Raw genomic sequence first — 19,758 nt, 5'->3', positions numbered from 1 at the left:
ATGGTAAATGCAGTAGAATTTGATCGCGTCTCGATCGTGTTCGGCGACCACCCCGACCGCGCTTTGCCCTTGATGGATCAAGGTATGTCGCGCAGTGATATTCAGACCAAGACCGGACAAATCTTGGGCGTGCATGACTGCTCGCTAACCGTGGCAGAGGGCGAAATCCTTGTTTTGATGGGCCTGTCCGGTTCGGGCAAATCCACCCTGCTGCGGGGCGTCAATGCCCTGAACCCCGTGGTGCGTGGCGAAATCCGGGTCTGGGACGGCGCGAAAATGGTCTCGGTCACCAAGGCCAAAGGCGAATCCCTGCGCGGCTTACGGCTGTCGAAAATCGCCATGGTGTTCCAGCAATTCGGCCTGCTGCCGTGGCGCTCGGTGCACGATAATGTCGGCTTAGGCCTTGAACTCGCAGGACAATCTGTTGAGAAGCGCCGCGCAAAGGTGGATCAACAACTGGCGCTGGTGAACCTGTCGCAATGGGCCGAGCGTAAAGTCGGCGAACTTTCCGGCGGCATGCAGCAGCGCGTCGGCTTGGCGCGCGCCTTCGCCACCGAAGCCCCGATTCTTTTGATGGACGAGCCCTTCTCAGCCCTCGACCCGCTGATCCGCGCCCGCCTGCAAGACGAACTCCTTGATCTGCAAGCCAAGCTGAAACGCACCATCATCTTCGTCTCCCACGATCTGGACGAAGCCTTCAAACTCGGCAACCGCATCGCCTTGATGGATGGCGGCCGCATCGTGCAAATTGGCACCGCGCGTGAGATTATTGCCAATCCGGTCAGCGACTATGTGGCTGATTTTGTGGCCCATATGAATCCGCTTGGCGTGCTGACCGCGCGCGATGTCATGCAAGCTGGCTCGTGTGACGGCGCGTCGATTGACTGCGAAATGCCCGTCAAAACCGTTATGACCCGGCTCTGCAATAACGAGCCGGAACTCAACGTCACCGAAAACGGTGCCCATATCGGCGTGATCCGCGCCGCCGGGTTGATGGCCAAACTCATCAACCCGCGCGCCTGAAATCAATCGTCCAGCACGTCCTCAGAAACGGCGGCTTTTGCCGCCGTTTTCTTAGCCACAGGCTTTTTAGCAGCAGTCGCTTTCGCCGGGGCCTTCGCCGCAGCATTCTTCACCGCAGGCTTTTTAGCAGCCGCAGCCTTCGCCGGAGCCTTCGCAGCCGCCTTCTTCGCAGGGGTTTTCTTGCCCGACTTCCCAGCCTTTTCTGCAATCAAAGCAAGCGCTTCCTCCAGCGTCACCGCCTCGGGGGTCAATTCCTTCGGCAAGGTCGCGTTGACCTTGGCCCATTTGACGTAAGGGCCATATTTCCCCGGCATCACCTGCACCGGTCCGCCATCAGGATGCTCGCCCAAAGCCCGCAATGGCTCCGCCACCGCAGCCCCGCGCCGTCCCGCCGCCTTCAAAGCCAGCACTTCCACCGCGCGGTTCATCCCGATGGTAAAGACTTCCTCAACATCCGGGATATTGGCGTAAACCGTGCCATGTTTGACATAAGGCCCAAACCGCCCAATCGCCGATTCGACCATCACGCCATCTTCCGGGTGCGGCCCGATCTGGCGCGGCAGCGACAGCAATTCAATCGCCCGCTCCAGCGTCAAGCTGGCCGATTCCCAACCCTTCGGCAGACTAGACCGCGGTGGTTTCGGCGCTTCCTCGGTCGCCTCGCCCTTCTGCACATAGGGGCCAAATCGCCCCGCGCGCAGGCTGATTTCCACGCCATCGGGATCCAGCCCCAGCACCCGGCCATCGACCGAGCCGCCCTCCTCGCCCGAGATCGGACGGGTATAACGACACTCCGGATAATTGCCGCAACCGATAAATGCCCCGCCAGAGCGCGAGGTTTTCAGATGCAGACGCCCGGTGCCGCAACTGGTACAAATCCGCGGGTCCGATCCATCCTCGCGCAAAGGATACAGATGCGGGCTGAGGAAATCATCAATCTTATCCAGCACTTCACCGATGCGCAGATCCGCTGTCTCGGCAATCGCTGCCGAGAAGTCCCGCCAGAACCGCGCCAGCACTTCCTTATAATCCCGCTCGCCCGCCGAGACGTCATCCAGTTGCGACTCAAGATCTGCGGTGAAATCATACTCGACATAGCGGCGGAAAAAGTTGGTCAGAAACGCCGTCACCAAGCGCCCCTTATCCTCAGGGAACAGTCGGTTCTTATCCTTGCGGACATATTCGCGATCCACAATCGTGGTCAGCACAGATGCATAGGTCGAGGGCCGCCCGATCCCCAACTCCTCCATCCGCTTCACCAAAGTTGCCTCGGTATAGCGCGGCGGCGGCTGGGTGTGGCTTTGGCTGGCGAGAATCGCGCCATCCGGGCTGATCACCGCCGAAGGCACGCGACGCAAAGCGGATTTCGCCTCAATCAGATCAAAGTCATCCTTACCCGCCGCGTCGGCCTGCTTTTTGAATGCGGTCTCAAAACCACCCTTCTTAGGGGCGGCGGCCTCGCCTTGCATAATCTGCGGCAGACGGCCTTCGTCTTCATCCTCGTCGTCACGGCCTTCTTCATAGACCTTCAAAAACCCATCAAACAGAACCACTTGACCATTGGCGCGCAGGCCCACCTGACCATCGGCGCTACCAATCTCAACAACAGTACGCTCCATCCGCGCCCCGGCCATTTGGCTGGCAATCGTGCGCTTCCAGATCAGTTCATACAGATTCTGCTGATCGCGTTCCGATAATCGCAACTCCACCGGAGCCACCGCCATATCGGTCGGACGGATACATTCATGCGCTTCCTGCGCGTTTTTCGCTTTGTTTTTATAAATACGTGGCGCGTCTGGCACATAAGCCGCGCCAAAGCGTTTGCCAATTTCCGCGCGCGCTGCGGTCACCGCTTCCGGCGCCATATCAATACCGTCGGTCCGCATATAGGTGATGTGGCCCGCCTCATACAGCCGTTGCGCCGCCGACATACAGGCCTTCGCGCCCATGCCATATTTTCGGCTGGCTTCCTGTTGTAGGGTCGAGGTCATGAACGGCGGATAGGGGTTGCGCGAGGCAGGCTTGGCTTCCACCGACAAAACGCTCAATGTTCGAGAAGTAACAGCCTGCACCGCCAGCTCTGCCGCTTCCACCGTCGGAATGTCGAATTTGTCCAGTTTTCGGCCACCCAAAACCGTCAGCCGCGCTTCAAATTCCTGCCCTCGCGGCGTGTTCAACACCGCCGATACCGACCAGAACTCTCGCGCCCGAAACGCCTCAACCTCCATCTCACGCTCAACGATCAGGCGCAGGCATACCGATTGCACCCGGCCGGCCGAACGCGCCCCCGGCAGCTTGCGCCACAGCACGGGCGACAGCGTGAAGCCCACCAGATAATCCAACGCCCGCCGCGCCAGATACGCATCAACCAACGGCTGGTCGACCTGACGCGGATGCTTCATCGCCTCAGTCACGGCCTCTTTGGTGATGGCGTTAAACGTCACCCGAGACACCTTCTTGCCCTTCTTCAGCGTGCTTGCCAAAGCCTCCTGCAAATGCCAGGAAATCGCCTCGCCCTCGCGGTCAGGGTCGGTCGCAAGGATTAGCGTGTCGTCGGTCTTCAGCGCTTCAACAATCGCACGAATGTGCTTTTTGCTATCCGCCGCCACCTCCCACAGCATGTCGAATCCGTTCTCGGTATCGACAGAACCATCCTTGGCGGGCAGGTCCCGCACATGCCCGTAAGAGGCCAGAACCACATAGTCCGAACCAAGATATTTGTTAATTGTCTTGGCCTTAGCAGGCGATTCTACAACGACAACGGGCATGAAATTCCCTTGAAAACAGGCATATGTGCGGCGTAGCACCATGTGGGGGTTTGTGCGGGGATGTCAACCGGGCCGATTGGGAAAGCCCGCGCGCGTTGCTTCCTGCCGGCAGTGATCGCTTTCACATTGGCTTAAAATACTCCCGCCGGAGGCATCCGGCGCAGACGAAGCAAGCCTCCGGCGGGAGTATTTGTGCCAAGATGAAATCCGCAGCGCAAAGCGACCACGAGGGGGCGATAAGCGATCAGTCCACCCGGCTCAGCAGTCCACCCGATTGCCGTAAAATCCGCCCTTCTAACTCCAGCAAGATCAGCGCGGGCGACAGCATCCCTGGCGGCAGGGCCAGATCGCGGATCAGTTGATCTTCGGCCAAGGGGCTGGGGCCGAGCCGTGCCAGAATTTGACTGTGGACGGCGGCGATATCAGCCAGCGCCCGCCGCTGCGGCACCGGGCCGGGCAAAGGATCGGGCATGTCAACCGCTTCAACGGGCAGCGGCGCCTGCGCCACAAAATGCCCCTGCACCCCAATCGCTTCCAGCACATCCTGCGCCGATCGCACCAACACAGCGCCATCGCGCAGCAGCATATTGCAGCCCGCAGCCCTTGCGTCAAACGGATGGCCGGGCACCGCCAACACCTCACGCCCCTGATCTAGCGCGTTTTTCGCGGTGATCAGGCTGCCAGAACGTGCCGCCGCCTCAACCACCACCACAGCGCGCGCCAGCCCCGACACGATGCGATTGCGCTGCGGGAAATGCCGGGCTTGCGGCACAAGCCCCATGGGCTGTTCGGAAATCCGGCAGCCTAGCGCCGCAATCTGCGCGGCAAGTTCTGTATTCTCGACCGGATAAATCACATCCACCCCGCCCGCCTGCACCGCCACTGTGCCGGTCGCCAGCGCCGCCTGATGCGCCTCGGCGTCGATGCCGCGTGCAAGGCCCGAGACCACCACCTGCCCCGCCTGCGCCAACCCTTCGACCAACCGCCGCGTCATCCTTAGCCCCAAGCTTGACGCATTCCGCGCGCCCACCAGCGCCACCATCGGCCGCGCCAATAGGCCACTTTCGCCCTGCGCCCAGAGCACCGGCGGTGCGTCGGGCAAATCCATCAGCGCCTGTGGATAGCCATCCTGCCCCCATAACAAAAGCCGCGCCCGCGCCAACCGCGCCTGCGCCATCTCACCCCGCACCACCTCCAGCGGACATAGGCTATAGTCCTCTACCCCCGCCGCCCGGGCGATCCCCGGCAAAGCCGCCAGCGCGCCCGCGACACCGCCATGATCCGCCACCAGTCGATGAAACGTCACGGCGCCAACCCTGCGCGAGCGAATGAGGCGAAGCCAAAGCACCGGGTCCGCGTCCGGGGATGCGGAACTGGGGATCTGGGGTATCTGCAAACCCGTTGCCATCTGCGCCTCGCCTCACTCACGATTCGCAGTCTGCAACGGGATCGGTTAACAACTGATGAATCCTGTTCAACCGCTGCCCCTGCCTTGGTGTCGACCCACTCTTAGACTGGACTGACCCACCCCCAAATCTGGACTTATCGAATCCCCCTCTGGGTCGATTGCCCGCCGCCCATTCTTTGATCAAACATGTGTCAACAACAGTCGCCCCAAATCGTCGCAATCGGGCGACCCCACCCAAGGAAAACGCCATGAAAAATGCCGCAATCGCCCGCCGCCGCACCGACAGCATCTCGCGTGGGGTGGGGGTGCAAACCGAGATCTACGTCGATCGCGCGTTGAACTCCGAGGTTTGGGATATCGAGGGCAACCGCTATATCGACTTCGCCGCTGGCATCGCCGTGGTCAACACCGGGCATTGCCACCCAAAAGTTATGGCCGCGGTCACCGCTCAGCTCACGAAATTCACCCATACCTGCCACCAAGTTTTGCCCTATGAAAACTATGTCCGTCTGGCAGAACGCTTGAACGCCCTTGTCCCAGGTGATTTCCCGAAGAAAACCGTCTTCGTGACCACTGGCGCAGAAGCCGTTGAAAACGCCGTAAAAGTCGCCCGCATCGCCACAGGGCGCAACGCCGTCATCGCCTTTGGTGGTGCCTTCCACGGTCGCACCCTGCTCGGCATGTCGCTGACCGGCAAGGTCGATCCCTACAAAAAAGGCTTCGGTGCGATGATGCCCGATGTCTATCATGTGCCCTTCCCGCAAGAGGTTCACAACATCACCACCGATGACGCGATGGCCGGCATCACCAAGCTGTTCAAAGCCGATCTTGACCCCACCCGCGTTGCTGCGATCATTCTGGAACCTGTGCAAGGCGAAGGCGGCTTCTACCCCGCGCCGAAAGAGCTGCTCCGCGCCGTGCGCAAACTCTGTGATGACAACGGCATCGTGATGATCGCCGATGAAGTGCAAACTGGCTTCGCCCGCACCGGCACCATGTTCGCGATGGAGCAATCCGGTGTGGCCGCCGACATCACCACCATGGCTAAGGGCCTCGCTGGCGGTCTGCCTTTGGCCGCGCTGACGGGAAAAGCCAGCCTGATGGACGCCGCCCACCCCGGCGGTCTGGGCGGCACCTATGGCGGCAACCCGCTTGGTATTGCCGCGGCCAATGCCGTGCTGGATGTGATCGAGGAAGAACAACTTTGTGCGCGCGCCAATGAACTTGGGGGCCGCCTGAAGCAACGCTTAGAGGCCATCCGCTCCGTCACGCCCGAAATCGTCGACATCCGCGGCCCCGGCTTCATGGTCGCCATCGAATTCGCCAACCCCGCCAACCACGAACCCGACGCAGGCTTCACCACCCGCGTCCGCGTCGAGGCGCAAAAACGTGGCCTGATCCTGCTGACCTGCGGCGTCTACGGCAACGTCGTGCGGTTCTTGGCCCCGATCACCATCCCGGATGCACATTTCGCCGAGGCGATGGATATTCTGGAAGCAGCGGTGGCTGCGGCACGGTTGGGGTGAATTTTAGCTTTGGTTTGAGATTGTAGGCCGGAGCGCGCAAGCGTTTCGGCCTGTTCATTTGATACAATACCCTTACCTCATGTTCACTGTGCCAGACAGGTCTGGAAACACGGCAAGCGCTTGCAAGGGTGCCCATCAGCGAGTTACCGTAGTAGTTGTGTGACATTGAACTGTTGATGAAGGTGTATGGTGTTTATGCTCGCGAAAAAAAGAAGTTCTCCGGGTTTCGTCCTGCGTTGATCCCGTTTAAATTGTCAGGGCTGCGATAACATGATCGCACTCAGATGGCTTTCCTCAACTTTACGACACATCTCGGATGCTTGGATGCAATAGGTCCCTAAAGTCGCGAATTGTGCTCCCCCTCACCACCCCTAGCACACAAACCGCTGTTCCAGAGCCCCCTTCCCCCATTGCCGCCCAGGTCGTTCCTCAACCAGCACGAACCCGTGCGTCTCGTACAAATGCCGCGCAGCCGACAGCCGGCTAAAGGTCCACAGATGCGTCGCCTCGAACCCACCCGCGTCGACAAAGCCCAGCGCCGCCGGCAGCAGCAGGCGGCCCGCCCCGCTGCCCTGAACCGCCACATCGGTGATGAACCAGCGCAGATGCGCAAGGTTTCCGCCCACATCTTCCCCGTCAATCACGATAGAGCCGACAATCTCACCGCCCGACTGCGCTCAAAGCCAAGTTTTTGACGCGGCCATTCCCGGCGGATTGTTCCACCACACCGCCGCCTGCGACCAATTTGCGCAGCATCCCGCTGACGCTGAATTTCTCCAGATGCAGCATCAGCCCCAGAGTGCGGGCCGTCCCCCCCCGTTCAAGCCCTCACCCCCTTCCCCCCTCTCCCGCCCCGCGCTATCACCCTCCCGAAGCAGGGAGCATCCATGACCACCACCCAAGGCATCACCCTCACCCAAGCCGCCGTTACCCTCGGCGGCAAACCGATCCTGTCCAACCTCTCCCTGACCCTGACGGAAGCACGCATCGGCATCATCGGCCGCAACGGCTCCGGCAAAACCACCCTCTTGCGCCTGATCGCAGGCCTGATCCCCCCCACCACCGGCAGCGTCCGCATCGACGGCTTCGATCCCAGTGACCGCAAAGCCATCCTGCCCCGCCTCGGCATCCTGTTTCAAAACCCCGACCACCAAATTCTTTTCCCCACCGTGGCCGAAGAGCTCGCCTTCGGCTTGCGCCAACAAGGCCAAACCGAACCCCAAGCCGCCGCCGCCGTCATCGACCTGCTGCAACAAGAGTCCCGCGCCCATTGGGTCAAAGCCCTCACCCACACCCTCAGCCAAGGCCAGCGCCACTACCTGTGCCTGCTCTCGATCCTGCTTATGCAGCCCAGCACGATCCTGCTGGATGAGCCCTTCGCGGGCCTTGATCTGCCCACCCAAATCCGCCTCGCCCGCCGCTTGGCTGCCCTGCCGCAACGCCTGATCACCATCACCCACGACCCCGCTGCCGTGGCCCTTTGCGACCGCGTGCTTTGGCTTGATGCCGGAGAAATCCGCGCCGACGGCCCGCCCACCGACACCCTGCAAGCCTTCACCGTCGAGATGGCCCAACTCGGAGAGCAAGATGCTGACACTGACCTCGCCGATTGAAACCTACGCCCACCGCATCCGGGCAAGCGTCAAAATGGCCATCTTCGTGGCGCTCACCGTGCTGCTGTTCGCCACCCCACAACCATGGCTGCTCGCCCCGCCCATCGCCGCCCTTATCCTGTCCTGCGGCAGCAAATTCGCCCTGCAAAGCCTGAGAAACCTCCGGCCCCTGATCCCCCTGATCCTCATCTTAGCACTCTGGCACCTCTGGCTGCGCGACCCCGCAGGCATCACCCTGATCACCCGGATGATCGTCGGGGTGGCCGCCGCCAATTTCGTCACTATGACCAGCAAACTGACCGAGATGACCCGCACCATCGAAACCCTCGCCTGCCCGCTCAGCCCGATCATCGCCCCGAAAACCCTCGCCCTTGCGATCGGCCTCACCATCCGCTTCATTCCCACCATGCTGATGCGCGCCGAGCAGATCACGGAAAGCTGGCGGGCGCGATCGCACAAACGCCCCGGCTGGCGGATCTTCCTGCCCACCACCCTCGCCGCCCTTGATGATGCGACCCACGTAGCCGAAGCCCTGCGCGCCCGTGGTGGCCTCGGCTGAACCCCAGCCTGCAGCACCCCAAACTCTACCCCCTATGTCAGACAACCCCCGAACCCGCCTGTCCAAAAATAGCAGTTGCCCTTTGCCAGACCCCCGGCCTAACTGCCGCGACGCAAGCAGGAGAGCCCGAATGGAAAAGAACCTCACCCACATCGCCCTTTTCGCCGCCTTGATCGCGGTGCTGGGGCTGGTGCCAAAAATTGATCTGGCCGCGGGTGTGCCCATCACCGCGCAAAGCATGGGCATCATGCTGTGCGGCACCATGCTCGGCGCGAAACGCGGCGCGCTGGCGGTGATTTTATTCCTTGTGGTGGGGCTGATCGTGCCGGTGTTCCCCGGCTTTATGACGACATGGCAGAAAATCCAGTCGCCCAGCATCGGCTATATCATCGGCTTCCCGATTGCCGCCTTTGTCGCGGGCCTGATCACCCAAAACACCAGACTCGCGCTGTTTCCTGCGGCCTTCGCAGGCGCGATCCTCGGCGGCATCGTCGTGATGTATGCCTTCGGCATCCCCGGCATGGCGATCATGCTTGGCAAACCCCTGCCCGAGATGGCGCTCGCCGCCGTGGCCTTCCTGCCCGGCGATCTGATCAAAACCACCCTCGCCGCCCTGATTACCAAATCCATCGCCCAAATGCGCCCCGAAGCCCTGTTGTCGCGCGGGTAAGGCAAAATGACTATGCCAGAGCGGCGGGTATAGCCCGCCGCTTGCCGCTACATAAAGAATACATGATCCACAGGCCCGCGCCGCGGTCCCTGCGATACTCATACAACTGCAGCCAATAATAGAGTTTATCTGCGACATTGCAGGTCCCGTCGCCTTCTCGTTTTTTCTTCTGTTGGCAGCCGCGCGCTCTTCAATGCCCCCCCTTATCGCGCCCATTGGGATATGCGTTGCGGTCCTTGAAGGCGCAGTCCTCCTCACCGCTCGTTTCAAAACCGTCTGATCCGCCCGCCAGCAGCGCGAACCTGTATGCATCGCGCACCCTACAAACCTCAGACAGGGCTCAGGCCCCAACCCACGCCATCGACATTCAGCCTTGGGAGGAAAAGCCGCTTGGCCTTCGAACGTCAAGTGACCTAGATGAGATTTAAGAGCGGCACGAATCCGCGACAGGATCAGGTTCGCCGGATTTGATCGCGGCGTGACTGGGGCGCACCATCTTGGCTGCGATGGCGGTATCGGGCTTGCGCAGAGGATCCGGGTTATGCCGGTTCTGCGCGATCTAGCGCTCGAATTTGTCGCGGAAGCTGTTGGCTTTCTTCAGGACTGCTGTCTGCCCTGCCAACCACAATGTCGCCGAAGGCTGGCATTGCCATATTTAGAGAAATTGCTGTGGTCATATAACATGCCCGATTGGACGATGGCCATATCCATTCCGCAGAACTTCAGGAACTGGCGGCGATGATGGAAGCATCGCAGGTCGCCCGTCTCGACCAAAAGGGTCAGTGCGTTGATCGGTTCGATCCCTGGAATGGTGCGCAGCAACAGCCGCCAGCTTCAGATCGAACCAAGCTATGCCGAGGGGATACATCAGCACACGGTCATAGTGGCTAATGGCCTCAAAGCCGATCCGGACCGGCAATCTATAGTCCCGCAAGATCACAATCAAGCGCATGAAGTCTTCGGCCGTGTTGGTAAGGGTTATGTGCCGACTGCGCGTCTTGCGGGGGGCGGCAATCAGCACCTCGTGCCTGACAGCACCGCACCCGGGCCGCTTGGCCAACCCGAAACCGACGACTATCACCAAGCCAGAATCTCGCTATCTCTGAGGGACGATCGGGGGCAGGTCAAAACTCATCATCGTCGCAATCGCACGAAAGCTGATCACAATCGCTAACGCCATCATCAAAACCTGCACACCTTGGCAGGTTCAGCCCAACGAATGGACACAGTTGCTAGACAGAACCGAGACGCTTTGTCACCTCGCTTTCCGCCGAGATCTCACTAACTTAGTCGCCAAAAGGGGCCGCCATGACACGTATTTCCACCGATATTCTGATCTCTGGCGGGGGCGTCGCGGGCCTTGCCGCCGCCGCAGCCTTTGGCAGCGCCGGTTTTTCGGTGATTTGCGCCGACCCCAGCCCCCCGGTCACAGATGCCGAGGCCGATGGCGCAGATCTGCGCACCACGGCGTTTTTGCAGCCGTCGATTCCTGTGCTGCAAGCCGCAGGTCTGTGGACGCGGCTGGCACCCAACGCCGCCGCCCTGCAGATCATGCGCATCATCGACGCGGGCGGTGTGATAGCGAATCCGCGCGTTATCAAAGACTTCAACGCCGCTGATCTTTCCGATGCCCCTTTCGGCTGGAACCTGCCAAACTGGCTGCTGCGGCGCGAGATGGTCGCCCGGTTGGTCGAGCTGCCCAATGTCAGCTTCCTGCCCGGCATCGCCACGACTGCCCTGCTGACCCGCGAATCCGAGGCTTTGGTGACTCTCTCTGATACCCGCAAAGTCAGCGCAAGACTGGTGATTGCCGCGGATGGCCGAGCCTCTACCATGCGCGAAGCGCTTGGTATTCCGGTTAAAACCACCCGTTATGGCCAAAAAGCACTGACCTTTGCCGTCACCCACCCCATCCCGCATGATAACGTTTCTACCGAAATTCACCGCTCTGGCGGCCCCTTCACCTTAGTGCCACTTCCCGACCGCAAGGGCTTGCCCTGCTCTGCCGTGGTCTGGATGGAAACCGGACCAGAAGTGCAGCGCCTCGTTGCCCTGCCCACGCCCGAATTTGAGGCCGCAATCAATGCCCGGTCGTGCCAAATTCTCGGCCCACTGACCCTCGCTTCGCGGCGTTCGGTCTGGCCGATCATCAGTCAAATCGCCGCTAGGATGGCGGGTGAGCGGGTTGCCCTGCTGGCCGAAGCCGCACATGTTGTGCCCCCTATTGGGGCGCAAGGGCTGAACATGAGCCTCGCCGATCTGGCCACCCTGCTGGAACTGGCGCAGGCCGATCCTGCCAATCTCGGCAGCGCCAAGATGCTCGTTGCCTACCACCGCCGCCGTCATTTTGACGTGCGAGCGCGGGTGACCGGCATAGACGCGTTGAACCGTGCCGCGATGATCGAAGGCCAATTCCTGCGCGATCTGCGCGCAGGCGCGCTGAATGCATTTTACTCCATAGCCCCGGTGCGCAAAACGCTGATGAAAGCCGGATTGGGCCTGCGTTAACGGCTGTTAAACTTGCCTTTGAGCGCATCGGCGAAAGCACTGCTGCCGCCCGATGACCCTGCCGACGTTGGCAGCGGCTTGCCGCGCTGCGGCTGCGGCGCGCGGTCTTGCTGACGCTCGCGCACCTGCTCGCGCGCCTCGCCGCTGTCGGATTTCATCGTCAAAGCGATACGTTTACGCGGCACGTCAACCTCGACCACCCGCACCTTCACCACATCGCCCGCCTTAACCACTTCATGCGGGTCTTTGACGAATTTATCCGCCAGTTGGCTGACATGCACCAACCCATCCTGATGCACACCAATATCCACAAAGGCACCAAAAGCCGCAACATTGGTCACGGTGCCTTCCAGCATCATGCCGGGCTTGAGGTCTTTGATATCCTCAATGCCATCGGCAAAAGTCGCGGTTTTGAAACTGGGGCGGGGATCTCGACCAGGTTTTTCCAACTCGGCCAGAATGTCTTTCACCGTTGGCAGACCGAACTTTGCATCGACAAAGCTGCGCGGATCGAGGCCCTTCAACGCCGAACCATCTGCCATCAGCGCGCGAATATCCCGGCCACAAGCCGCAATGATTTTCCGAGCTACATCATAGGCTTCCGGGTGAACTGAACTTGCGTCCAGCGGCTCTTTGCCGCCCGAGATTCGCAAAAATCCCGCCGCTTGTTCAAACGCCTTTGGTCCCAACCGTGCCACTTTCAGCAATTCGCGCCGGGTTGCGAACGGTCCATTGGCGTCACGGTGGCTGACAATCGCCTCTGCCAGCCCCGGCCCGACACCCGACACCCGTGCCAGCAACGGCGCAGATGCTGTGTTCAGATCAACGCCAACCGCGTTCACCGCGTCTTCCACCACCGCCTCTAGACTGCGGCCCAAGCGGTGCTGATCGACATCGTGCTGGTATTGGCCGACGCCAATGGCTTTGGGCTCAATTTTAACCAATTCCGCCAAGGGGTCTTGTAAACGGCGCGCGATAGAAACCGCCCCGCGCAAAGACACATCCAACCCCGGAAATTCTTTCGCCGCCAGTTCAGAAGCCGAGTAGACCGATGCCCCCGCCTCGGACACGATCACCTTCACTGGCTTTTCCGCGCCCGGCAGCAGTGCCAACAGGTCAGCCACCATTTTTTCGGTCTCGCGGCTCGCCGTGCCGTTGCCGATGGAAATCAGCTTGACCCCATGTTTGACAATCGCCTGCGCAATCGCCGCCTGCGCGCCGCGCAGATCGTTTTTCGGCTGAAACGGATAGACGGTATCGGTGGCCAAGACCTTGCCGGTGCCATCCACCACCGCGACCTTCACCCCGGTGCGGATGCCAGGATCAAGCCCCATCGTGGCCTTGCCGCCCGCAGGGGCCGCCAGCAGCAAGTCTTTCAGATTGCGGGCAAAAACGGCAATCGCTTCGGCCTCCGCCCGCTCACGCAGCTCAGACATCAAATCCAACGTCAGTGAGGTTTTCAGTTTTATCCGCCAACCCCAAGCCGCAGCCTCGCGCAGCCAAGCATCGCCCGCGCCCCGGCCCGAGGCGTTCAATGCTGCCGCACAGGCGCGCTCTGCCGGGCTGTCGCCCTTCGGCGCATCGGGGTCAATCTCTAGGTCTACGGTCAGGAAGCCTTCGTTCTGCCCGCGCAGCATCGCCAGTACGCGGTGGCTTGGCGCGCCAGCCCATGCCTCGTTATGCGCGAAGTAATCCGAAAACTTCGCGCCCGCCAGTTCTTTGCCCGCCACGCCTTTGGCAGCCAAACGCCCGACCTGCTTCATATGACCGCGCAACCGACCCAAAAGCGCTGCATCCTCGGACAGGCCTTCGGCGACAATATCCCGCACGCCCTCCAAGGCAGCTTTGACATCCGGGACTGCTTCGGTCACGAACCCCTTCGCCAAAACCGCAGGGTCCGCCGCCCGATCCGCCAGAATAACCTCGGCCAGCGGAGCCAGCCCATTTTCCCGCGCAATCATCGCCCGCGTGCGGCGTTTCGGCTTATAGGGCAGGTAGATATCTTCCAACTCGGCCTTCGTCACAGCCTTTGCCAACGCCCCCGATAGTGCATCGGTCAACTTACCCTGATCGGAAATCGAGCCCAGAATCGCCGCCCGACGCGCTTCAAACTCGCGCAGATAGACCAGCCGCTCAGCCAGATTACGCAGTTGTGTGTCGTCCAAGCCCCCCGTTACCTCTTTGCGATAGCGTGCGATGAAGGGCACCGTCGATCCTTCGTCCAGCAGCTTGATGGCAGAGGCCACCTGCGCCGCAGTCGCGCCAATTTCTGCTGCAATAACAAGGGGGATACGGCGGGCTGCTTCGGGGGTCATGGCGTGGTCCTTCACTTGGAAGGCCGACCATACAGCCGCAATGCGCTGGGGCCAAGAGCCGCAATTAGGGACAAGCGGGCTTTAACCAAGACTGAAAGGAAGGATGGTACCACGTCCCCGGCTCGAACGGGGGACCTCTAGATCCACAATCTAGCGCTCTAACCAACTGAGCTAACGCGGCACGCAAGCGGGGATTTAACGCCACGCTTGCGGGATTGCAAGGGTAGGATTGCCAAAGTTTGCCCCAGTTGCTACCCCAATGCAAAGATAAAGGAACAGCAAATGGGCATCGACAAGCAAAGCGATATCGCCGCCAATATCCAGATCGGCCCGACCGAACTGGGCATGGTGCGGATTTACATCGAAGCGGATGGTGGCGTTGAGTTGCCGCTCGATTTTGACGCCGATGAGGCCGAGGAAATCGCTGAAGAACTGATGGCAGCAGCCGAAGCGGCGCGGGCGATTGCCGGTGGCGCTAAACCGAAGAAAAAACGCTGACACCGGGGTCGCGATAGGCTTGCAACCGCAAAGCGGCATGGCGGGCGAATTTTTGCAGCATTACTTTGCGGCGTGCAGCGGGCAGCGGCGTGTCCGGCCCCATCCGCACAATCGCAGCGTCATAGGCATCGGCGATGATCAGACCTGATGCCTCGGGCAGCAACTGGGTTGGAAAATCGCCATCCACCGCCCAGAAAAACCTATCGCACCATTCCAGATAGCCCTGCCATTTCTGATCCGCCCTATAATCAGCGCGGCTGGACTTGCATTCGATGATCCAGATTTCGCCCTTGGGGCCCAATGCCATCACATCCACCCGCAAGCCAGGGGTCGGCACCAATTCCTCGACCGTCACGAAATCAAACTGCCGCATGGCACGGCACACTCCGCGCGCAAGGCGCTGGCCGGGCATCGGCGGTAAGAGGTTTTCCATATCCATCGGCAAAATATGAACCAAAGGTGAACACCCTGCAAGGCCTGTCAGGCCTTATGAACAGGCCCCTTGCCATCATCCCCCTCCAAGCCTACATTCAGCGTTGGCGGGTTCTGCTCTTCTCGTGTATGGCCCTTTTCCAGTGGCCGATAAGCATCTCCGAGGGAGCTGGCTCTGGCAAGATCTTGGTCTTGCTACCTGGCGACCAACCTGAACACTCAGGCTCTCGGGAAATTCACGCCGTCACGGCCGCTGCGGGCCCGCCACTTCGACCCAGCGCACGAAAAAGGGGACAGCACGCTGTCCCCTTTTCCGCATCTTAGACCTTGATCAGTTCAAAAGCCGTAGACCAGCGAAACGCCCAGTTTGTTGTCGGCGCGGATCGCACGGCTGTCGTTGTAATCGGTCAGATAGCTGACGCGGGTCGAGAACGCATCCGTCACCTTAAAGCTGACGCCCAAGTCGTTGCCGATGCGCAAAGCCGTGTCTGATTTCAGGACATCGGTATCCATGCTGGCAAAAACGTTTTCGTTGAACTTATAGAAGAAGCGCGACGACACGATGCCCGCAGATTCAGTTGTGCTGCGGTCGTCACCGAATTCCAGATAGCTGATACCCACACCCGCCTGCACACGCCAAGCGATGTTCTCGTTGCTCACGATGCGGTAACCCGGACCAAAGCCCAAGAACGCATCTTTCGACAAAGAGGTAGATGGGTCGACCGCGTCTTGCGCCAAACCGTCAGAATTGATTCGGCCCAAGACAAAGCCGTAAATCTTGTCGGTAAAATAGTAGTTGGCGTCATAGACCGCCAACACATCTTCTTTCGATTTCACATTATCGGCGTCGGCGTAGTCAACCACAAAGCTCAGGGTCTGCACGAAGCGATCTTGGTTGAAACGCAACCGCGCGCCAGCAGAAAATTCCTGCGATTCATTGTTGCCAGTTTTACCGCTGTAGCCCAGCGAGGCCGACCCCGACATACCTTGGCGCATCTCTTGGTTGCCAAAGCGCATCTCATCATTGCCGCGCGCCATGTCACGGTTGGCTTTGATCGCCAAATCGTCAACCTGATCGTCAACCGCAGACGACCCCAGCAGCGTTGTCTGTGCCACGACGGGCAGCGACCCCATAGCCAGAGCGAATGCGGATACTGCCGCGATACGCGTTACGTTTTTCATGATTCGTCCTTTCAACATCTATCCCTGACGCCGAAGCTTTCCGGCGTATAAAGTTTAGATGTTTCATCAGGCGGCTGTGTTCAAGACACGAAGCCAACCCTGTGATTTTACGTCAACTTTTCGCCTATTTCAGAAAAGTAACGGCAAAAATCTGCGCAAAATCTGTAACAATTCCAATCTCGCCAAAGCGTGATGGAACCGATGTTGTCGCGAGGGGTTTGCCCTTTATGCGGTCAAAACCGGGCTTTCTCGCCATATTAAAGTGAAAACCTTTGGCACCGCAATCGCGCAGCGCGTCCCCGCAATCGGTTGCGGGATCAAGCCAAAACCCGGCGCATGCCTAAGTGCTATACCCGGACCTTAAAACTGGGACATTAGAACGCCTCGGGCTTCGCCTCGCGCGCCATATGATCCAGCACCGCGTTGACGAATTTCGATTCCTTCCCCTCAGGGAAGAACGCCTTGGCGACATCGACATATTCGTTGATCGTGACTTTCGGCGGCGTTACCATCTGGGTCAGTTCCGCCCCAGCGGCACGGAACAATGCGCGGATCACCGGATCAATCCGGTCAATCGGCCATTTAACCACCAATGCCCGGTCGGTCATCTGGTCAATCAGCGCCTGAAAGTTCACCGCATGATCAACCACAGCGCGGAAGTGATCGACATTGCCCTCGGCCATCTCGTCGCCATCATAAATCGCCCCGAAGCGATGGGTTTCAAACTCGCGGCGGATCGACTCGACGGTCTGCCCCGAGGCTTCCATCTGAAACAGCGCTTGCACGGCATAAAGCCTAGCTGCTGATTTCATCTGCTTCTTGTCAGGCTTGGTGGTGCTGGAAGTCATGGTCGAAAACCGATCCCTTTGGTGTCGGTCGCCCATTTGCGCGATAAGGCGATCAGGTGCAAGGCCGCAGCGGCAGCACCGCCACCTTTGTTTTGCCCAAGGGCCTCGGCGCGCACTTCTGCCTGCTTGCGATTTTCCACCGTCAGGATGCCATTGCCAATCGCAGCCCCCTGCAATCCAAGCATGGTGATCGCGCGGCTAGAGTCATTGCAGACCGTGTCATAATGCGTCGTCTCCCCGCGAATAACGCAGCCCAGCGCGACATAGCCGTCAAACGTCGCCATCCGCTCGGCCAAAGCAATCGCAGTCGGCACTTCCAGCGCCCCCGGCACTTCGATGACCTCGGCAGTCGCCCCACAAGCCACAGCCACCGCCTGCGCGCCCGCCACCAGTTGATCGGTGATATCTTTATAGTAGGGGGCCACCACGATCAGCAGCTTCACCGGAGCCACAAATTCCGGCAGAGGCAGGGTGTAATGAGTTTCATTCACAGCCATGATCTACTCCGCAATCGCGCGGGTGCCGACAATCGACAGCCCATAAGCATCAAGCCCAACAACTTTTGGCGCTTTGGAATTTGTCACCAACGTGATCGCGCTTAGTCCCAGCGCCGACAAAATCTGCGCGCCCAAACCATACTGCCGCAAGGTGTGGGGGCTGGCCTCACCCGCCTCCACCTTCATCGACGTATCGCGCAGCAACACAATAGCACCGCGCCCTTCGGCAGCAATCACCCGCATCGCGCCCTGCAAATCGCCGACATGATCGTCGCCGATGCCCAGCACATCTTCCAACGCGTTCAGAGTATGCACCCGCGCCAGCACCGGAGTATCGCCCGACAAATCGCCCTTAGTCAGCACCACATGTTCATCGCCATGCGTTTCATCGGCAAAGATCCGCATCAGCCAGTCGCCGCCATGCAAAGAATGCACCCGCTTGACCGAGCATTCCTTGATCAGATTGTCATGCCGCCGCCGATAGGCGATCAGATCGGAAATCGTGCCAATCTTCAGATTGTGCTTTTGCGCAAACGCCACCAGATCAGGCAACCGCGCCATCGTGCCGTCGTCCTTCATGATCTCACAGATCACGCCTGACGGGTTCAAGCCCGCCAACCGCGAAATATCTGTCGCAGCTTCGGTGTGCCCTGCCCGCACCAACACCCCGCCATCACGGGCACGCAGCGGGAAAACATGCCCCGGCGTCGCCAGATCACTTGGTGCAGATTTCGGATCAATCGCCACCGCAATGGTGATCGCGCGATCTTGGGCGGAAATCCCGGTCTCGACCCCCTCGCGTGCCTCAATCGAGACCGTAAACGCAGTCTCATGACGGCTGGAGTTTTTTGAGGCCATCAGCGGCAACCCCAAAGCATCAATCCGCGCTCCGGTCAGCGTCAGGCAAATCAGCCCACGCCCGTGTGTGGCCATGAAATTGACCGCCTCAGCCGTGGCCATTTCCGCCGGAATCACCAGATCGCCTTCGTTTTCGCGATCTTCGTGGTCAACCAGAATGAACATCCGGCCATTGCGGGCGTCTGCGATGATTTCTTCAACGGACGATATTGCGTCCGAGTATTCTGTGCGTGTGGTCATGATCTGGTTTCCTGCAACTCTCCCTTTGCCAATAGCGCCAAAGGGCCCAGAAAGCCAGAGCCGCGCCGCCTGCTCAACCGAACAAAGCCTGTGCGGCGCAGCCTATTCCCACTCGCGCAGTCGCGCCACATATCGCGCCATGGTATCAACCTCTAGGTTGACCTTGTCACCCAGTTTGACCTCGCCCCAAGTCGTCACCGTTTGGGTATGCGGGATGAAATTGACACCAAAATCGCAGCCATCGACCTCATTCACTGTCAAAGATGTGCCATTCAGCGCAACCGAGCCTTTTGAAGCAATAAATTTCGCCAAAGCCTCAGGCGTGCGAAATGTCACCCGCACAGATTCACCCTCAGACACGATCCGCACCACCTCGGCCACACCATCAATATGCCCCGAGACAATATGCCCCCCCAACTCATCGCCAACCTTCAGCGCCCGCTCTAGGTTCAACCTCTTGCCGATCTTCCAACCCGCCAGATTGGTTTTCGACACAGATTCCGCCGAAATCTGCACATCAAACCAGTTACGCGGAGAAGTCCCCAGCGCCACCACCGTCAAACAAACCCCCTCGCAGGCAATCGACGCGCCAATATCCACACGGGCAACATCATAGACCGTGCCGATCCGCGCCCGCAGATCGCCGCGCTGCTCCAACTCCAGCACTTCGCCCATATCGGTGACAATTCCGGTAAACATCGTTTGGCCCCCATGATTTGCGCCAAAACTATCCCCTACACCCGCCCGGTGCAATCGCCTCAAATTCGCCGTGCTTCTTGTGTTAGATTTAAAAAGTCGAAGTTTTCCTCTTCT

17 protein-coding genes, 1 tRNA gene and 2 pseudogenes are annotated in these 19,758 nt (G+C 59.9%); 8 read left to right on the top strand and 12 right to left on the bottom strand.

Translation table 11 applies throughout. The annotated features are described in order from the left end of the window. Positions 1 to 1,023, top strand: a complete 1,023-nt coding sequence (gene choV / locus Q7V03_RS11360; protein ID WP_304925707.1) for a choline ABC transporter ATP-binding protein — start codon at positions 1 to 3, stop codon at positions 1,021 to 1,023. 2 nt (positions 1,024 to 1,025) lie between these two features. Here choV and topA read toward each other — a convergent pair whose 3' ends face one another. Together topA and dprA are read right to left on the bottom strand one after the other, a co-directional pair. Then, the gene (gene topA / locus Q7V03_RS11355; RefSeq protein WP_304925706.1) at positions 1,026 to 3,791 is read right to left on the bottom strand and encodes a type I DNA topoisomerase; all 2,766 of its coding nucleotides are present in this window, start codon (positions 3,789 to 3,791) and stop codon (positions 1,026 to 1,028) included. Between the two features lie 244 nt (positions 3,792 to 4,035). Beyond that, positions 4,036 to 5,199, bottom strand: coding sequence for a DNA-processing protein DprA (gene dprA, locus Q7V03_RS11350; RefSeq protein WP_304925705.1), 1,164 nt, complete (start codon positions 5,197 to 5,199; stop codon positions 4,036 to 4,038). A gap of 248 nt (positions 5,200 to 5,447) precedes the next feature. Between dprA and Q7V03_RS11345 the strand changes: the two genes are divergently transcribed. Next, on the top strand, positions 5,448 to 6,725 hold the full coding sequence (locus tag Q7V03_RS11345; protein WP_304925704.1) for a 4-aminobutyrate--2-oxoglutarate transaminase: 1,278 nt from the start codon (positions 5,448 to 5,450) through the stop codon (positions 6,723 to 6,725). Positions 6,726 to 7,096: 371 nt separating this feature from the next. Here the strand turns inward: Q7V03_RS11345 and Q7V03_RS11340 are convergent. Further along, a pseudogene (locus Q7V03_RS11340) lies at positions 7,097 to 7,387 on the bottom strand (GNAT family N-acetyltransferase); the annotation flags it as partial. Positions 7,388 to 7,612: 225 nt separating this feature from the next. Here Q7V03_RS11340 and Q7V03_RS11335 point away from each other — a divergent pair. The 3 genes from Q7V03_RS11335 (at position 7,613) to Q7V03_RS11325 (ending at position 9,567) form a co-directional block, all read left to right on the top strand. Continuing rightward, on the top strand, positions 7,613 to 8,338 hold the full coding sequence (locus Q7V03_RS11335) for an energy-coupling factor ABC transporter ATP-binding protein (RefSeq protein ID WP_304925702.1): 726 nt from the start codon (positions 7,613 to 7,615) through the stop codon (positions 8,336 to 8,338). Further along, positions 8,313 to 8,897 (top strand): energy-coupling factor transporter transmembrane component T, encoded by a 585-nt coding sequence (locus Q7V03_RS11330; protein WP_304925701.1) that lies wholly within the window; start codon positions 8,313 to 8,315, stop codon positions 8,895 to 8,897. The genes Q7V03_RS11335 and Q7V03_RS11330 overlap by 26 nt, the downstream gene beginning before the upstream one ends. Positions 8,898 to 9,027: 130 nt before the next feature. Further along, on the top strand, positions 9,028 to 9,567 hold the full coding sequence (locus Q7V03_RS11325; protein ID WP_304925700.1) for a biotin transporter BioY: 540 nt from the start codon (positions 9,028 to 9,030) through the stop codon (positions 9,565 to 9,567). A gap of 424 nt (positions 9,568 to 9,991) precedes the next feature. Here the strand turns inward: Q7V03_RS11325 and Q7V03_RS11320 are convergent. Next, positions 9,992 to 10,389, bottom strand: a pseudogene (locus tag Q7V03_RS11320) (transposase); the annotation flags it as partial. Here Q7V03_RS11320 and Q7V03_RS11315 point away from each other — a divergent pair. After that, on the top strand, positions 10,355 to 10,741 hold the full coding sequence (locus Q7V03_RS11315) for a hypothetical protein (protein ID WP_304925893.1): 387 nt from the start codon (positions 10,355 to 10,357) through the stop codon (positions 10,739 to 10,741). The pseudogene Q7V03_RS11320 and the gene Q7V03_RS11315 sit on opposite strands and share 35 nt — an antisense overlap. Positions 10,742 to 10,875: 134 nt before the next feature. Then, positions 10,876 to 12,075, top strand: a complete 1,200-nt coding sequence (locus Q7V03_RS11310; protein ID WP_304925699.1) for a UbiH/UbiF family hydroxylase — start codon at positions 10,876 to 10,878, stop codon at positions 12,073 to 12,075. On the opposite strand, the gene Q7V03_RS11305 is transcribed toward Q7V03_RS11310, so the two are convergent. Beyond that, positions 12,072 to 14,390 carry a Tex family protein gene (locus Q7V03_RS11305; RefSeq protein WP_304925698.1) on the bottom strand — a complete coding sequence of 773 codons (2,319 nt, stop codon included), beginning with the start codon at positions 14,388 to 14,390 and terminating at the stop codon, positions 12,072 to 12,074. The genes Q7V03_RS11310 and Q7V03_RS11305 overlap by 4 nt on opposite strands. A 104-nt stretch (positions 14,391 to 14,494) precedes the next feature. Next, a tRNA-His gene (locus Q7V03_RS11300) sits at positions 14,495 to 14,571 on the bottom strand. A gap of 101 nt (positions 14,572 to 14,672) precedes the next feature. Here Q7V03_RS11300 and Q7V03_RS11295 point away from each other — a divergent pair. Beyond that, positions 14,673 to 14,888, top strand: a complete 216-nt coding sequence (locus tag Q7V03_RS11295; protein WP_304925697.1) for a DUF6324 family protein — start codon at positions 14,673 to 14,675, stop codon at positions 14,886 to 14,888. On the opposite strand, the gene Q7V03_RS11290 is transcribed toward Q7V03_RS11295, so the two are convergent. From Q7V03_RS11290 to Q7V03_RS11265, 6 genes are all read right to left on the bottom strand, one after another. Further along, the gene (locus tag Q7V03_RS11290; protein ID WP_304925887.1) at positions 14,866 to 15,327 is read right to left on the bottom strand and encodes an MmcB family DNA repair protein; all 462 of its coding nucleotides are present in this window, start codon (positions 15,325 to 15,327) and stop codon (positions 14,866 to 14,868) included. The two genes, Q7V03_RS11295 and Q7V03_RS11290, sit on opposite strands and share 23 nt — an antisense overlap. A gap of 329 nt (positions 15,328 to 15,656) precedes the next feature. Next, positions 15,657 to 16,502: a YdiY family protein gene (locus Q7V03_RS11285; RefSeq protein WP_304925696.1), complete on the bottom strand. Its 846-nt coding sequence runs from the start codon at positions 16,500 to 16,502 to the stop codon at positions 15,657 to 15,659. 374 nt (positions 16,503 to 16,876) lie between these two features. Next, positions 16,877 to 17,314 carry a transcription antitermination factor NusB gene (gene nusB, locus Q7V03_RS11280; protein ID WP_304925695.1) on the bottom strand — a complete coding sequence of 146 codons (438 nt, stop codon included), beginning with the start codon at positions 17,312 to 17,314 and terminating at the stop codon, positions 16,877 to 16,879. Positions 17,315 to 17,346: 32 nt separating this feature from the next. Continuing rightward, positions 17,347 to 17,847, bottom strand: coding sequence for a 6,7-dimethyl-8-ribityllumazine synthase (locus tag Q7V03_RS11275; RefSeq protein ID WP_304925694.1), 501 nt, complete (start codon positions 17,845 to 17,847; stop codon positions 17,347 to 17,349). A gap of 3 nt (positions 17,848 to 17,850) precedes the next feature. Beyond that, positions 17,851 to 18,945, bottom strand: a complete 1,095-nt coding sequence (ribB, locus tag Q7V03_RS11270) for a 3,4-dihydroxy-2-butanone-4-phosphate synthase (protein ID WP_304925693.1) — start codon at positions 18,943 to 18,945, stop codon at positions 17,851 to 17,853. Between the two features lie 102 nt (positions 18,946 to 19,047). Beyond that, complete coding sequence (locus tag Q7V03_RS11265) at positions 19,048 to 19,644, bottom strand: riboflavin synthase (protein WP_304925692.1); 597 nt, start codon at positions 19,642 to 19,644, stop codon at positions 19,048 to 19,050. Positions 19,645 to 19,758 lie beyond the last annotated feature (114 nt).

The sequence above is a fragment of the Cypionkella sp. genome, assembly GCF_030652235.1.
Taxonomy (GTDB): Bacteria; Pseudomonadota; Alphaproteobacteria; order Rhodobacterales; family Rhodobacteraceae; genus Cypionkella.
The sequence above is the reverse complement of the archived record's forward strand: the minus strand, read 5'-3'. Positions and strand labels throughout refer to the sequence as shown.

What these genes read in the sequence shown, in the direction of transcription:
- Q7V03_RS11275 (WP_304925694.1), bottom strand. Translation starts at nt 17,847, where the DNA reads ATGGCTGTGAATGAAACTCATTACACCCTGCCTCTGCCGGAATTTGTG.
- ribB (WP_304925693.1), bottom strand. Translation starts at nt 18,945, where the DNA reads ATGACCACACGCACAGAATACTCGGACGCAATATCGTCCGTTGAAGAA.
- Q7V03_RS11330 (WP_304925701.1), top strand. Translation starts at nt 8,313, where the DNA reads ATGCTGACACTGACCTCGCCGATTGAAACCTACGCCCACCGCATCCGG.
- Q7V03_RS11310 (WP_304925699.1), top strand. Translation starts at nt 10,876, where the DNA reads ATGACACGTATTTCCACCGATATTCTGATCTCTGGCGGGGGCGTCGCG.
- Q7V03_RS11345 (WP_304925704.1), top strand. Translation starts at nt 5,448, where the DNA reads ATGAAAAATGCCGCAATCGCCCGCCGCCGCACCGACAGCATCTCGCGT.
- Q7V03_RS11335 (WP_304925702.1), top strand. Translation starts at nt 7,613, where the DNA reads ATGACCACCACCCAAGGCATCACCCTCACCCAAGCCGCCGTTACCCTC.
- dprA (WP_304925705.1), bottom strand. Translation starts at nt 5,199, where the DNA reads ATGGCAACGGGTTTGCAGATACCCCAGATCCCCAGTTCCGCATCCCCG.
- Q7V03_RS11265 (WP_304925692.1), bottom strand. Translation starts at nt 19,644, where the DNA reads ATGTTTACCGGAATTGTCACCGATATGGGCGAAGTGCTGGAGTTGGAG.
- choV (WP_304925707.1), top strand. Translation starts at nt 1, where the DNA reads ATGGTAAATGCAGTAGAATTTGATCGCGTCTCGATCGTGTTCGGCGAC.
- topA (WP_304925706.1), bottom strand. Translation starts at nt 3,791, where the DNA reads ATGCCCGTTGTCGTTGTAGAATCGCCTGCTAAGGCCAAGACAATTAAC.
- Q7V03_RS11325 (WP_304925700.1), top strand. Translation starts at nt 9,028, where the DNA reads ATGGAAAAGAACCTCACCCACATCGCCCTTTTCGCCGCCTTGATCGCG.
- Q7V03_RS11305 (WP_304925698.1), bottom strand. Translation starts at nt 14,390, where the DNA reads ATGACCCCCGAAGCAGCCCGCCGTATCCCCCTTGTTATTGCAGCAGAA.
- nusB (WP_304925695.1), bottom strand. Translation starts at nt 17,314, where the DNA reads ATGAAATCAGCAGCTAGGCTTTATGCCGTGCAAGCGCTGTTTCAGATG.
- Q7V03_RS11290 (WP_304925887.1), bottom strand. Translation starts at nt 15,327, where the DNA reads ATGGATATGGAAAACCTCTTACCGCCGATGCCCGGCCAGCGCCTTGCG.
- Q7V03_RS11295 (WP_304925697.1), top strand. Translation starts at nt 14,673, where the DNA reads ATGGGCATCGACAAGCAAAGCGATATCGCCGCCAATATCCAGATCGGC.
- Q7V03_RS11285 (WP_304925696.1), bottom strand. Translation starts at nt 16,502, where the DNA reads ATGAAAAACGTAACGCGTATCGCGGCAGTATCCGCATTCGCTCTGGCT.